17 protein-coding genes are annotated in these 14,117 nt (G+C 38.0%); 15 read left to right on the top strand and 2 right to left on the bottom strand.

The window, feature by feature from the left end; genetic code table 11:
- The first annotated feature begins 67 nt into the window (after nucleotides 1-67).
- From H625_RS0100965 to H625_RS0100915, 11 genes are all read left to right on the top strand, one after another.
- On the top strand, nucleotides 68-592 hold the full coding sequence (locus H625_RS0100965; RefSeq protein WP_026858207.1) for a YqeG family HAD IIIA-type phosphatase: 525 nt from the start codon (nucleotides 68-70) through the stop codon (nucleotides 590-592).
- 1 nt (nucleotide 593) lies between these two features.
- Complete coding sequence (gene yqeH, locus H625_RS0100960; protein ID WP_051238922.1) at nucleotides 594-1,700, top strand: ribosome biogenesis GTPase YqeH; 1,107 nt, start codon at nucleotides 594-596, stop codon at nucleotides 1,698-1,700.
- A 2-nt stretch (nucleotides 1,701-1,702) separates the two neighbouring features.
- The gene (gene aroE, locus H625_RS0100955) at nucleotides 1,703-2,500 is read left to right on the top strand and encodes a shikimate dehydrogenase (protein WP_026858205.1); all 798 of its coding nucleotides are present in this window, start codon (nucleotides 1,703-1,705) and stop codon (nucleotides 2,498-2,500) included.
- The gene (yhbY, locus tag H625_RS0100950; protein ID WP_026858204.1) at nucleotides 2,497-2,790 is read left to right on the top strand and encodes a ribosome assembly RNA-binding protein YhbY; all 294 of its coding nucleotides are present in this window, start codon (nucleotides 2,497-2,499) and stop codon (nucleotides 2,788-2,790) included. Before aroE ends, yhbY begins: the two co-directional genes overlap by 4 nt.
- Nucleotides 2,787-3,350: a nicotinate (nicotinamide) nucleotide adenylyltransferase gene (gene nadD, locus H625_RS0100945; protein WP_026858203.1), complete on the top strand. Its 564-nt coding sequence runs from the start codon at nucleotides 2,787-2,789 to the stop codon at nucleotides 3,348-3,350. The genes yhbY and nadD overlap by 4 nt, the downstream gene beginning before the upstream one ends.
- Nucleotides 3,340-3,909: a bis(5'-nucleosyl)-tetraphosphatase (symmetrical) YqeK gene (gene yqeK / locus H625_RS0100940; RefSeq protein ID WP_026858202.1), complete on the top strand. Its 570-nt coding sequence runs from the start codon at nucleotides 3,340-3,342 to the stop codon at nucleotides 3,907-3,909. Before nadD ends, yqeK begins: the two co-directional genes overlap by 11 nt.
- 4 nt (nucleotides 3,910-3,913) lie before the next feature.
- The gene (rsfS, locus tag H625_RS0100935; RefSeq protein ID WP_026858201.1) at nucleotides 3,914-4,252 is read left to right on the top strand and encodes a ribosome silencing factor; all 339 of its coding nucleotides are present in this window, start codon (nucleotides 3,914-3,916) and stop codon (nucleotides 4,250-4,252) included.
- On the top strand, nucleotides 4,242-4,964 hold the full coding sequence (locus H625_RS0100930) for a class I SAM-dependent DNA methyltransferase (protein WP_035784883.1): 723 nt from the start codon (nucleotides 4,242-4,244) through the stop codon (nucleotides 4,962-4,964). Before rsfS ends, H625_RS0100930 begins: the two co-directional genes overlap by 11 nt.
- 106 nt (nucleotides 4,965-5,070) lie before the next feature.
- Complete coding sequence (locus tag H625_RS0100925; RefSeq protein ID WP_026858199.1) at nucleotides 5,071-5,694, top strand: ComEA family DNA-binding protein; 624 nt, start codon at nucleotides 5,071-5,073, stop codon at nucleotides 5,692-5,694.
- 9 nt (nucleotides 5,695-5,703) lie between these two features.
- Nucleotides 5,704-6,165 (top strand): ComE operon protein 2, encoded by a 462-nt coding sequence (locus tag H625_RS0100920; RefSeq protein WP_026858198.1) that lies wholly within the window; start codon nucleotides 5,704-5,706, stop codon nucleotides 6,163-6,165.
- On the top strand, nucleotides 6,162-8,417 hold the full coding sequence (locus H625_RS0100915; protein ID WP_026858197.1) for a DNA internalization-related competence protein ComEC/Rec2: 2,256 nt from the start codon (nucleotides 6,162-6,164) through the stop codon (nucleotides 8,415-8,417). The genes H625_RS0100920 and H625_RS0100915 overlap by 4 nt, the downstream gene beginning before the upstream one ends.
- A 12-nt stretch (nucleotides 8,418-8,429) precedes the next feature.
- Here the strand turns inward: H625_RS0100915 and H625_RS13325 are convergent, their stop codons facing one another.
- Nucleotides 8,430-8,564: a YqzM family protein gene (locus H625_RS13325; protein WP_084135646.1), complete on the bottom strand. Its 135-nt coding sequence runs from the start codon at nucleotides 8,562-8,564 to the stop codon at nucleotides 8,430-8,432.
- Nucleotides 8,565-8,652: 88 nt separating this feature from the next.
- Here H625_RS13325 and holA point away from each other — a divergent pair, with 88 nt between their 5' ends.
- Entirely contained in the window at nucleotides 8,653-9,615 is a 963-nt protein-coding gene (holA, locus tag H625_RS0100905; protein WP_026858196.1) for a DNA polymerase III subunit delta, read from the top strand.
- 40 nt (nucleotides 9,616-9,655) lie between these two features.
- Here holA and rpsT read toward each other — a convergent pair whose 3' ends face one another.
- Nucleotides 9,656-9,901, bottom strand: coding sequence for a 30S ribosomal protein S20 (rpsT, locus tag H625_RS0100900; protein ID WP_026858195.1), 246 nt, complete (start codon nucleotides 9,899-9,901; stop codon nucleotides 9,656-9,658).
- 162 nt (nucleotides 9,902-10,063) lie between these two features.
- Between rpsT and lepA the strand changes: the two genes are divergently transcribed.
- The 3 genes from lepA to hrcA all read left to right on the top strand — a co-directional run bounded on the left by lepA (nucleotide 10,064) and on the right by hrcA (nucleotide 14,117).
- Entirely contained in the window at nucleotides 10,064-11,887 is a 1,824-nt protein-coding gene (lepA, locus tag H625_RS0100895) for a translation elongation factor 4 (protein WP_026858194.1), read from the top strand.
- A 54-nt stretch (nucleotides 11,888-11,941) separates the two neighbouring features.
- Nucleotides 11,942-13,054, top strand: coding sequence for a radical SAM family heme chaperone HemW (hemW, locus tag H625_RS0100890; protein ID WP_026858193.1), 1,113 nt, complete (start codon nucleotides 11,942-11,944; stop codon nucleotides 13,052-13,054).
- Nucleotides 13,055-13,148: 94 nt separating this feature from the next.
- The gene (gene hrcA, locus H625_RS0100885; RefSeq protein ID WP_026858192.1) at nucleotides 13,149-14,117 is read left to right on the top strand and encodes a heat-inducible transcriptional repressor HrcA; all 969 of its coding nucleotides are present in this window, start codon (nucleotides 13,149-13,151) and stop codon (nucleotides 14,115-14,117) included.

Here is a 14,117-nt window from a genome sequence, read left to right as displayed (position 1 = left end):
GAAAACGCACCTTAATTTTAAGGTGCTTTTTTTGTGTTAATATGAATTTAATTTCCGAGGAGATTTTATGAAAATTATAGAAGATAAATTTATGCCAAGCCACTTTGTTCATCGTTATGAAGACATTACGCCTGAATTTTTAAAAGCGCATAACATAAAAGCTGTTATGACCGATCTTGATAATACACTGGTTGCATTTGATGAGGCTGATGCCGATGACAATGTTTTAAAATGGATTAAAACATTGGAAGATTCCAATATAAAACTGCTTATTCTGTCGAATGGCAATGACAGCAGAGTGGCAGGTTTTGCAGAACCGCATGGTATTAAGTATATCTCTGCTGCAAAAAAACCAATGCTCGGCAATTTCCACCGGGGCTTAAAAATACTCGGTACGAAAAAAGCAAACACTGTTATGGTAGGCGATCAGCTGATGACGGACATTCTCGGCGCAAACCGCGTGAATATTAACAGTATTCTCGTCGTGCCTGTGAAAGAGAAGGACGGCTGGGCGACCTACTTAAACCGCAGAATAGAACGTGTTATAATGAAGTACTTTAAAAGAAAAAACATGATTACATGGGAGGATTAATTTGACTGATATAAAATGTGTCGGATGCGGAAGCATCTTGCAAACAGAAAACAAGAACGAAGAAGGGTATATTCCAGCAAGCGGACTCGATAAAGAAGAGCCGATTTGTCAGCGCTGCTACCGTTTAAGACATTATAACGAAGTGCAGGAGTTAAACGTGGATTCAGGAGACTTTTTAACGATGCTGAATTCACTTTACGAAACAGACAGCCTGATTGTTAAAGTAATCGACGTATTCGATTTCGAAGGCAGTATTATTCCGTCGTTCAACCGTATTGTCGGAGATAAAAAAGTACTGGCTGTAATTAACAAAACAGACTTATTCCCTAAATCGACAAATGTCAGCCGCTTAGTGGAACGTGCTAAAAAAATGCTTAAAGATGCTGGTATTACAGCGAATGATACGATTGCAATCAGTGCATTAAAAGGCCGTAACCTGGATACTCTGATGAAGAAAATTAGCGAAATGGCAAATGGTAAAGATGTGTATATCGTCGGCACAACTAACGTCGGCAAATCGACTTTAATCAATAAGCTGCTTGAAGATAACACAGGCTTAAAAAATGTTATTACGACGAGCAATATACCTGGAACGACTCTCGGCATGATTGATATTCCTCTTGGAGATACTCAGACACTGTATGATACTCCGGGAATTGTCGTTGATTCTCAAATTGCACACTACGTAAAAATAAAAGATTTAAAATATGTTTCGCCTGATAAAGAAATCAAAGCGAAAACTTTCCAGCTGAAAAGTGAGCAGACGCTCTTTATCGGAAATCTTGCACGCGTGGATTATATTTCAGGGGAAGCAAACAGCTTTTCGGTATACTGCAACCACCATTTGAATGTTCACCGCACGAAAACTGTTAATGCTGGTGAATTTTATGATAAGCATTACAATGGTTTACTTGCACCGCCGGAAATTGAAGAAGCATATTTAAGCACAAGTTTTGATGTCCATGAATTTACGCTGGACGATGCAAGTGATATTTTAATCAGCGGACTGACTTTTGTGTCGGTTGCAAAACCGTCCGTCGTTACAGTTACTGTACCGAAAGGCGTTAATGTCACTGTACGTTCGACTATTTTTAAAGGAGTGCAGTAAAGATGAACTATGCAGTAATCGGCTATCCTGTTAAACACACACTGTCACCAGTCATTCATAATGCAAACTTTAAAGTGTTAAATATCTATGCTGATTACAAGGCGCTTGAAATAAAACCTGAGTCACTTGCTAATATTAAAACTTTGGTAAATGAACATAATTTATCAGGCTTCAATGTTACTGTGCCTCATAAAGAAAATATCATGAAGTATCTGGACTATATTGCACCCGCAGCAGAGAAAATTGGAGCAGTAAATACAGTCCATGTTAAAAATGGCAAGTATCACGGATACAATACTGATATTACCGGTTATATGAAAGCTTTTAACGATGCGTTCGGACTAAAAAAACGACATGTTCTTATACTTGGTGCAGGCGGTGCTGCGAAAGCTGTGCACCGTGCACATGCGGATAACAATGATGAAGTGACAGTGATGGCGAGAAGAGCCGAAAGTTTTGACTCATTTAAGACAGCCGACTTTAACAGACTTTTAAATACGGAGTTTACCGGCGAATCATACGATGCGGTCATAAATGCAACACCGCTCGGACTGAACGGTGAAGATGTGTTTGAAATGATGCAGCTTGATACGTCGTTTATAACAGAAGATACTGCAGGCATGGATTTAATTTATAATCCGGCGGTAACACCATTTATGAACTATTTTAAAAATAATGCGAATGGGCTTGAGATGCTGATTAATCAGGCACTCGATGCATTTGAAATCTGGACTGCCAAAACAGGCAGCAATAAAGCGGTGCAAGATGCACTGCAACGATATATGGAGGAAATAAAATGACATTAACAGGTAAACAGAAACGCTATTTGCGTTCATTAGCACACCATGAAAAGCCGCTTTTTCAAGTAGGTAAGAATGGTGTTACAGAAAATTTTGTAGAACAGTTTGATGATGTTCTTGAAAAACGTGAATTGGTGAAAGTGTCTGTTTTGCAAAACTGCATGGAAGATAAAGATTCAATTGTTGAAAGACTTGTGGCAGGTACAGGATCTGAACTTGTACAAGTAATGGGCAGCACAATTGTACTTTACAGAGAATCAAAGGATAACAAAGAAATTAAACTGCCATGAAAATAGGTGTATTCGGCGGAACATTTGACCCGGTTCATAACGGTCATATTAATGCATTCGCGGAAACTTATATCGGCATGGAACTGGATAAGGTCATCGTTGTGCCGACCTTTATTTCACCGTTCAAAAAACAGACAGGTTCCAGTGACAGACATCGTTTAAATATGTTAAAACTCGCAGTAAAAGATTACGATTTCGCTGAGATAGACACATTTGAAATCGATCAGCATCAGGTAACGTATACTTTTGACACACTGAAGTATTTGCATGAAAAATATCCCGGCGATGAATTGTATTTTATTATCGGAACAGATCATTATATATCATTCGATAAATGGGCGAATGCTGACAAATTACATGAACTTGCAAAATTTGTAGTATTGGACCGTAATGATGAATTATATAATGTTAAAGCTCCGTTTATTAAATTAAATACTAATATCGTTGAGGTTTCATCGACGCTTATAAGAGAGCGTTTAAAAACAAATACTGAAGTCAGGCACTTAATGCATGAGAATGTGTACGGATACATTAAGGAGCAGCGATTATATGAAACGTAAAAAAGCACTGAAAGTTGCAGCAGAAAAATTGCCGAAAAAAAGATTTAACCATTGTCAGCGCGTTGCTGAAACAGCTGTAAAAATGGCTGAAATATTTAACGCAGATGCAGAAAAATGTTTTTTAGCCGGTATTCTGCATGATTATTCGAAATACGATGAACTGAGTAAAATGTATCAGACGGTAACTGCAGAGAATCTCGATCCTGAGCTGCTCCAGTATAAAACTGAAGTCCTGCATGGTCCAATTGCAGCGGCTAAAATGAAGAATAAGTTTGACATTACAGATGAAGAGATTTTAAATGCAATTGCTTACCACACATCCGGCCGAAAACAGATGGGCATCATCGAAAAGATTATTTTCGTTGCAGACTACATCGAGCCTAAACGCACTCAGCCGGGTGTCGACGCTGTACGTGATATTGTGTTTAAAGAGCAGAATCTGGATTTAGCAATTTATACAATTACAAAAGCAAATGTGAAACATTTGCTGAATAAAGATCAGACGATTTACTATAAGACAATTGAATGTCTAAATTATTATAATATGGCCAGGGAGTGACAGGATGCAAAGTAAAGAAGTATTGGAATTAATGGTTGAGGCATGTGACGATAAGCGTGCTGCTGAAATTAAAGTATATGATGTAAAAGAAACGAGCCCGGTGACGGACTATTTTGTTATATGCCACGGTAATTCAGAACGTCAGGCACAAGCAATCAGTGACGAAGTCAGATCAGTAGCTCATAAAAATGGACTCGATATCAATATCGAAGGACAAAAACAGGGTAAATGGATTCTTTGTGATGTCGGCGACGTTATCGTTCATATATTCTTGAAAACAGAACGCGAATATTATAATTTAGAGCGTTTATTTAAAGATTCCGGTGATACTATTGGAGGCTAGCGAATACAAAACATTCGCCAAAGTATACGATATATTAAACTATGATATGCCGTATAATTTGTGGCTCGATATTATTAATGAAGTAAAAGCGGGTGCAGAGTCGATTTTAGACATTGGTGCAGGTACCGGTGAGATTTTAAAAGCACTTAGTGCAAAGAGAAAACTCGGCATTGATAACTCGCTGGAAATGGTGAAGATTGCCAAAGAAAATGATGCCTCGAGCGAATACAAAGTCAGTGATATGATGACTATGAAGCTGGATGAATCGTTTGATATGATTACAGCAACAGCTGACGTACTGAATTATGCACCTTCAAAGAAAGATTTTACTACTGTGCTTGAAAATGTTTATGCTCATTTAAATGAGGGCGGCGTGTTTATTTTTGATGTGCATACAGAACATAAAATGCAGAATGATTTTAATTTTGAGTTATATTCGGACAGTACAGACGATGTTTTTTACACATGGCAGACAGTTCCGGGTGAAGAAGCGCTCAGCGTTTGGCATGAATTGACATTTTTCATTAGAAATCATGAAAATTTATATGAAAAGTACGAAGAAACTCACTATCAGCAGACATATAAACACAGTGAAATTTTAAAAATAGTGAATGATGCAGGTTTTATTATCGATAAAACATTCAGTGACTTTGATACCACTAATGTTATTACTGAAGTAGCTGAAAGAAACTTTTACATTTTAAAGAAATGATTTTTGCATTTATGCAGGTTTATAAATTAACTTGTACGAAAAAAAAATAAATCGCCGTTTTTCCCTATATATAGTATGAGAGGTATTTTATATGGAGGGGAAAACGATGGATATTAAATCTTTTTTTGAACAGTATAAGTTTTATGTAATTGGAGGCATTGCTGCTGTTATTATTCTTGTGTACTTTTTAATTACGAGTATACAGGAGCCTGTAGAGTCACTGGCATTTGACAGCGGATCTGCGGAACCTGAAGTCGAAGAGCCTGTTGAGGTCTCAGTTCCTGCTGCCACTGTATTCGTTGAAGTAAAAGGTGCAGTCAGCACTCCGGGAGTATATGAACTGCCGTCAGACGCGAGAGTTAAAAATGTACTCGATATTGCAGTGCTGTCTGATAAAGCGGATTTAATGACAGTGAACCAATCCGCAAAACTTACTGATGAAATGGTTATTTATATTCCTTATGAAGGCGAAATTGATGAGAGTGCTGTACTGGATTTGGTTGAAGGCGGAACAGGGACATCTGATGCTTCCGATCAACTGGTTAATATAAATACGGCAGGCATAGACGAATTGACGACTCTAAACGGTATCGGCGAGAAAAAAGCGCAGGCAATTTTAACTTACCGCGAAGAACAGGGCTTATTCGCCACACTTGAAGATTTAAAAAATATACCCGGCATTGGTGACAAAACATTTGAAAATCTGAAGCCGTATATCACTATAAACTGAGGTGACTTTATGCGTATAAATTGGCATGAATATTTTATGGCACAGGCAATGCTGCTGTCGCTCCGTTCAACATGTGAACGATTGAGCGTCGGTGCAACTATCGTAAAAGATAACCGGATTATCGCAGGTGGATACAATGGTTCCGTCTCCGGTGAAGTCCATTGTGTGGATGAAGGATGCTATGTGGAAGACGGTCATTGCATCAGAACCATTCACGCAGAAATTAATGGACTTCTTCAATGTTCTAAATTTGGTGTCTCAACAGAAGGCGCGTCCGTATATGTTACTCATTTTCCATGTGTAAACTGTACCAAATCACTGATTCAGGCAGGCATTAAAAATATATATTACCGTACCGATTATAAAAATCATCCTTACGCAATTGAATTGTTAAATAAAAACAATGTGCATTATGAACTGATCGAGCTTGACAATCAAAAGCTGAATACGTATTTCGAGTCAATAAAATGATATTATTTTATCTTTTTATATCAATTATTGCCGGATGTACAATAATTAAAAGCCCATTACTGGGCTTATTTTTTTATGCAATTTTACTGTACAGCTGTCATTTAAAAGGGGGGAGTCTGTTATTTAAATCTGTACTGACTTTAACAGCAGCTGCCTCTGCACTCACTTATTTTAACGAAGATATTGTTCTCGATGAGCATATACTGACTGATGTTGTTATCGAGGACTATAAGTATTACACCGACAGTCTCCATTATATAGTCAGTAATAACGGCAGAACTTACGAGCTGTATGACGGTGCGGGAAATGCCCGTCTTGATATCGGCAGTACATGCAGAGGCCGTATGCAGGTCACGATACCGCAGGAACAGCGGAACTTTATTAAAAAGAATGCTCACGAGTCTTTAAAGATTAATGAACTCGCCGGCAGAATATATTTAAATGATACTGCTGAGCTTGAATGTGAACCAGGCAGTTTAACTTACAGTCAGAAGTTCAGCAATATCAGGCATGCATATATGTCAAAAGTACTGAATGCTTCAGTGTACGATTACAAATTCGATATATTAACACTGTCAATCGGCAATAAAAATTATATCAGTCCGGATTTTTTTGATTCACTGCAAAAACTTGGTATATATCATCTATACGTAATTTCCGGTACTCACGTTGCATTTTTAAGTGGGGTTATTTTTGGTGTTTTAAAATATTTCCGACTGCCGTTAAATATAATCAAAATTATTATAATAATTTCACTGATATTTTTCCTGTTTCTAAATTTCTTTTCTCCAAGTGTGCTCCGTGCAGTTTTTATGGGTGTATTGCTTCTGGTCTGCTCCTTTTTTAAGAAAAAACCGTATCTCGCAATTATTTCCTTAAGTGCACTTATTCAAATTCTCATTAATCCATATGTGATTTATCATGCCGGATTTCAGCTGTCATATGTCACTACATACTTTATCCTGCTGACACGTCCTTTGTTTATGCACTACAGCAGTATTATTCAGCTTGTACTGATTACAGTCATCAGCGAACTGTCGACACTCGTAATAGTGTTAATCCACTTTAATGAAATCAGCATCAGCGGTCTGCTCTTGAATATAGTTTTCGTACCCGTATTTTCATTTATTATCTTTCCGAGCGTAATAATTTTTAACCTGCTTATATTTTTACATTTTCCGCCGACTATAAATGAACTTTATCATTTGCTGTTTTCGCTGATGAAAAGCTGTATTTATTTAATTTCAGATGCATTTAAACATCGAATATCTGTAAAAAACTTATCCGGAACCACTATTATCATTCTGCTGTTTTTAACTTACCGGCTGACGGTAAATGTTTTACAGTTTAAAGCAAAGAAGATAATAGTCTGTATTATGATTTTCATTACTGTACTCGTCGTTAATCATCAGCACTTAAATACAGAATTTACGCTCACAATGGTTGATGTCGGCCAGGGAGATGCATTTGTTATACAGGACCACAAAAACTATAAAACTGTTCTGATTGATACAGGCGGTGCCTATAAGCATGATGATAGCACTATTAATCTAAGCGATAAAACACTGCTGCCTTATTTAAAAGAGCAGGGCATAGATTTTATCGACCTGCTTATAATCAGTCATCTGGATCTTGATCACAGCGGGGAAGTGATTAATATTCTTGAGAAGAAAGAAGTTGGGAATATTATTATGAATACACAGGATATTAAATTTAATGAGTGGGTGATGCAGCTGAGTCCCGAGCAGCAGTCTTTAATTGTCGACAGCCGCCGATTTTCTGAATTCAGTGTCGGAGATATTCATTTTGAAAACTTTTTACATGAGAGTGAACCTTTGGACTCGAACGAACAATCCGTCGTCTTAAAAGCGCATCTAAACCACTTCAGTATTTTATTTACAGGTGATGCTGGTCTTCGGACTGAAGAGGAATTGATGTCATTGTATAATTTAAAAAGTGATATTTTAAAAGTAGGGCATCACGGCAGTGATACGTCGAGCGGTGAACGTTTTATTGATGAAGTAAGCCCTGAAATCTCATTGATATCAGCCGGGGTCAATAACCGTTACGGTCATCCTCATGACAGTGTAGTTGAGACATTGGAGCCGAGCAGAATTATCAGTACAAATGCTAAGGGAATGGTGGAGTTTAAAATAAATCATGATACAATATGTATCCGTGCAAAATTTAGTGAGTACGGTGAAGAGTGTCTGAAAAAAGACATAAAAAAAGAGCCGGAGAGCCGGCCCTGATGATTCTGTCGATTATCCTGCAACGATAGCGAATACTTGTGGAATAATATAAATTACAGCAAGTGCCACGAATCCAACTATGAAAGCAAGACCTGCGTCAATAACGTCATTGTTTTTTGACTGAACATTTTTCTCAAACTTATTCATATAATTACCCCCTAAACACTTAGTTACAGTATAGGCTAATTTTAAATAAAAAGCTATAATAGATTTATAAACATTAAGGAGATTATTTATGGAATTGCTGCAGCTTCTGTATGGCACTAATATTATCCGCATAGAAGATAAAATAAAAAGTATTGCCAAAGAATACGTCGGAACACTAGACGATTTTAACTATACAAAAATTAATTTTAAAGATACGACTGTTGAACAGATTGTCGAGGAAGCACAAACCCTGCCTTTTCTTGCTGACAGAAAAGTCATCGTCGTTGAAGAAGCGATTTTGTTTACCGCTCAGAAATCAGGAACAGCTGTGAATCATAATATTGATCTGCTGATTGATTATATTAAAAATAAAAGCGATGATACGCTGCTTATTTTTACTGTTATTACAGAGAAGCTCGATAAGCGTAAAAAAATTACAAAAATGATAACAGAGCGCGGTAAACAGATAGAGATTAACGAGATGAACGAACAGGAATTAACGAACTATGTCCGTACGGTGCTGGACCGTAACGATATTGAAATTTCTACTGATGCACTGAATCTGCTGCTTGAAAAAACCAGTTATAAGTATGAGTCTGTACATAATGAAGTAACGAAATTAGTTCTTTATGCTGACGGGAATATTACAGTAGAGGACGTCGAAAGTGCAGTCAGTGTATCTCTGGAACAAAATGTATTTCTGCTGACGGATTTCATCTTAAAAAATGAAAAAACGAAAGCTGTTAATTTAGTGCGTGAACTGATTTTACAAAAGGAAGAGCCGATGAAACTGCTTCATCTGGTTATCGGACAGTTCAGACTGCTGTATCAGGTGAAGATTTTAAACGGAGAAGGGTATCAAGAAGATAATATTGCGAAAACACTGAAAGTCCATCCGTACAGAGTTAAACTTGCACAGAGACACACGAGAAAGTACCCGCTGGATGCATTGCTTCAGAAAATGGTTATATGCCGTGATATCGATTACAAGTTCAAATCAAGTTATCTCGATCGTAATGCTTTGTTTGAATTATTTATACTGGAAATATAAAAGGCAAAATAAAAAAACCTTCATAAAGAAGGTTTTTTTATTAGTTAGCCATTAATTTTGATTTAAGACGGCTCGCTTTGTTAGCATGAACCTGGTTACTTTTAGTAGCTTTGTCAATAAGTTTGACAGCTTTAGAAACTAACTCAGCTTTGTTCTCAGCATTTTCACTCTTAGCAGTTTCAGCTTGTTTCACTGCAGTACGCATAGCGTTTTTCTGAGCGATGTTAAGGCTTTGAGCAGTTTCGCTAGTTCTAACACGTTTGATTGATGATTTAATGTTTGGCATAATGTCACCTCCGACATAAAGTTGTACAACTTTTATTGCAACAACAGATATTTTACCAAATCTAAGCTTATTATGCAATAATCAATCCGAAATGAATTGAAGTTAGTGCTATGCATTGATATAATTATAACATTGTAAACATGAAGAGAGTTGGATTTTTTAATGAACAATATGGAACGTTTGAAAAGACAGGAAAATATAAGGAACTTCTCTATCATTGCTCATATAGATCACGGTAAGTCATCTTTGGCTGATAGGTTACTGGAAAACACACGCTCGGTTGAAGGCCGGGATATGAAAGCGCAGCTTTTAGATTCAATGGACATTGAAAGAGAACGCGGTATTACTATAAAGCTGAACGCTGTCCGCTTAAAATATACAGCTGAAGACGGGGAAGAGTATACTTTCCACTTAATAGATACACCCGGACACGTCGATTTCACTTATGAAGTGTCGCGCTCACTTGCGGCATGTGAAGGCGCAGTACTTGTTGTCGATGCAGCCCAGGGCATTGAAGCGCAGACGCTCGCAAACGTCTATCTTGCACTTGATAATGATTTGGAACTTATTCCGGTCATTAACAAAATTGATCTGCCAGCTGCAGACCCGGACAGAGTCGCAGCTGAAGTAGAAGATGTTATCGGTCTGCCGAAAGAAGATGCAATTTACGCATCAGCAAAAGCAAATATCGGTATCGAAGCAATTCTTGAACGTATCGTTAAAGATGTTCCAGCACCGGACGGCGATCCACAAGCGCCGTTAAAAGCCCTTATTTTCGACTCTGTTTTCGACCCGTACCGCGGCGTAATTTCATCGATTAGAATTGTCGACGGAACAGTTAAAGCCGGCGATAAAATCCGCATGATGTCGTCAGGCAAGGAGTTCGAAGTTAACGAAGTTGGTATCAACACTCCGAAACAGCTTGCTGTTGATGAATTAACAGTTGGAGATGTAGGTTATATTTCTGCATCGATTAAAAAAGTTGGAGATTCAATGGTTGGTGACACGATAACCGGTGCAGAAAATCCGGCTGAAGTAGCGCTGCAGGGTTACAAAAAGATGAACCCGATGGTATTCTGCGGAATGTATCCGATCGATTCTTCAAAGTATAACGATTTACGTGAAGCGCTTGAAAAACTGGAGTTAAATGACTCATCACTTCAGTACGAACCTGAAACATCACAAGCATTAGGGTTTGGTTTCCGTACAGGATTCTTAGGCCTTTTGCATATGGAAATTGTTCAGGAACGTATCGAAAGAGAATTCGGTATCGATTTAATCGCTACAGCACCTTCAGTGATTTACAGTGTTGACTTAACAGACGGCAGCACAATCAGAGTAGATAACCCGGCACAGATGCCGGATCCGCAAAAAACTGAACGCATAGAAGAGCCGTACGTTAAAGCACAAATTATGGTGCCAAACGATTACGTTGGAGCTGTAATGGAACTGTGTCAGCGAAAACGCGGTAATTTTATGACGATGGATTATCTGGATGATGTGCGCGTAAACATTATTTATGAAATTCCATTATCTGAAATAGTATTCGACTTCTTTGATCAGCTTAAATCACATACTAAGGGCTACGCGTCACTTGATTATGACTTTATCGGCTATAAAGAATCCAAGCTTGTGAAGATGGATATTCTGCTGAATGCTGAAAAAGTGGATGCACTCAGCTTTATCGTCCATAAGGACTTTGCTTATGACCGTGGTAAGGCAATCGTTGACAAGCTGAAAAAAATTATCCCGAGGCAGCAGTTTGAAGTGCCGATTCAAGCAGCAATCGGCCAGAAAATTGTATCCCGTACGAACATTAAATCGATGGGTAAAAATGTACTGTCTAAATGTTACGGCGGAGATATCACTCGTAAGAAGAAACTTTTAGAGAAACAAAAAGAAGGTAAGAAGAAAATGAAAGCAGTAGGTAACGTAGAGATACCTCAGGAAGCTTTCCTGGCCGTACTAAAAATGGATGAAGATTAACAACACCAAGAGGAGAAATCATTTGATTTCTCCTCTAATTTTAGGAGGAATTTAATGGATAGCATGTATGTCCATATCCCATTTTGCAATCGCATCTGCACTTATTGCGATTTCAACAAAGTACTGATTAAAAATCAGCCAGTGGATGATTATATTAGTGCGCTCATAAACGAATTGAAAACATACGGTAAAGAGACCCTTAAAACGATCTACGTCGGCGGCGGAACACCGACGGCTCTGACAGTCAGCCAGCTGGACAGGCTGTTAAAGTTCATAACGGAGCATTTTACCGTCACGGATGAATTCACGTTTGAAGCAAATCCGGATGAACTGACGACTGAAAAACTCGATGTACTGAACAACTACGGTGTGAATCGTATCAGTCTCGGCGTGCAGACGTTTAATAATGACTTGTTAAAAGTTCTCGGCCGTACGCATAACTTTGATGATATTTTTAAAAGTGTTAACCATCTGGAGAAAATTGGCCTGACGAATTACTCGCTTGATCTGATGTACAATCTTCCGGGTGAAACATTTGAAGATATCGATATGAGTTTAAAATACGTAAACGAACTGAAGCCGAAACACATTTCGTGGTACTCACTCATTATCGAGCCGCATACTGTGTTTTATAATAAAATTAAGCAAGGCAAGATGACGATTGCAGGTGGCTTTGAAGAAGGTGAAAAGTACGATAAAGTCATCTCAGGTCTGGATGCACTCGGCTACCCGCAATATGAGATATCGAACTTTGCCAAAGCTGAATACGAATCGATGCATAACAAAACATACTGGTTGAACGAACCGTATATCGGTGCAGGTGCCGGCAGTCACGGCTACACCGGAGACGAAAGATATTACAATATCAAACCTGTTAATCATTATATTAATAATATGAACGAACACGGCTCGGTCGTAAAAGAAAAACTGCTGCTGACTCAAAATGATAAGTTCGAAGAAGAAATGTTTTTAGGACTGCGTATAAATAAAGGTGTCAGTGAAGCACGCTTTTTAGAAAAATACAGCGTGCCGGTCGATGCTGTTTACGGCGATGTACTTAAGCGTCTGGTAGAAAAAAAACTGCTCACGAGAAAGAATGGCTATATATCTTTAACTGAAGCCGGGCGTATGATCGGCAATGATGTTTTCGTCGAGTTTTTACTATAAGAAATTAAAATGGGGTTAATTGTTGACATTCTTTGACCTATTTGATAAATTGTTATTAGCACTTAAGAGAGAAGAGTGCTAACGAGGTGATTCTTTGCTAACAGAAAGGCAGGAGATCATACTTACATTTATCGTAGATGATTTCTTAAATGTAATGACACCCATAAGTTCAAAACATTTATTGGAAAAATATAATTTCGATGTGTCGAGCGCTACAATCAGAAATGACATGGCAGTGCTTGAAAAAGAAGGCTTTTTAATTAAGACTCATACGTCATCTGGACGGGTGCCGTCGAGAAAGGCTCTGAAATTCTACATCGAAGAACTTAAACTGAATATTGAACAATCACCGGCTAAATCCTTTGAACTTTATTCGGGCACGGATAATTTAGAAAATTTAACTGATGAGCTTGCACTGACGATCAGCGAGCGGACGAAGTATTTGACTCAGGTCTCACTCGTGGCGAATAATGAAACTGTTAAAGGTCTTTATATTACGCCTTTAACCGACACTGCAAGTATTGCAATCATCGTTTTAAACAGCGGTGAAATCAGGCAGATGCCTGTTAAAACAAATCGCGATATAACGATTGATGATTTTCAGAAGTTAAGCAACATTTTTAATGAATTGCTGCTCGATAAAAATCTCGGTGACACGCGTGTTATTTTAAAGAACAATGCGCACGTTCCGATGGAAATAAGAGATTTGTACAATCAGGTGACTGCACAAATTATGGCATCTGTTGATGTACAGAAACGGACGATTGGTCATGCTGGGTTTAATTATTTACTGCAGGACATGAGAACTGAAGTAGAAACGCTCGAACACTTATATGGTGATATCGAATCCGAAGCACTGTATAAGTCAGTCGAACAGCTGACATCAAATGATGTGAGTATTTACTTCGGTGATGAACTGGATGAAAGTTATAAATCACTTTCAGTCATTACAACGAATTTTGAGCACGCTGGACTGAGTGGTAATTTAATTGTTGTCGGTCCGGAATTAATGGGCTACAAACAAGTTATTAAATTACTTCACTCATTTAAAAAAGGAGTGTAG

Source organism: Jeotgalicoccus psychrophilus DSM 19085 (genome assembly GCF_000425845.1).
Lineage (GTDB): Bacteria > Bacillota > Bacilli > Staphylococcales > Salinicoccaceae > Jeotgalicoccus > Jeotgalicoccus psychrophilus.
This window is presented reverse-complemented; position numbering and strand designations above follow the sequence as displayed.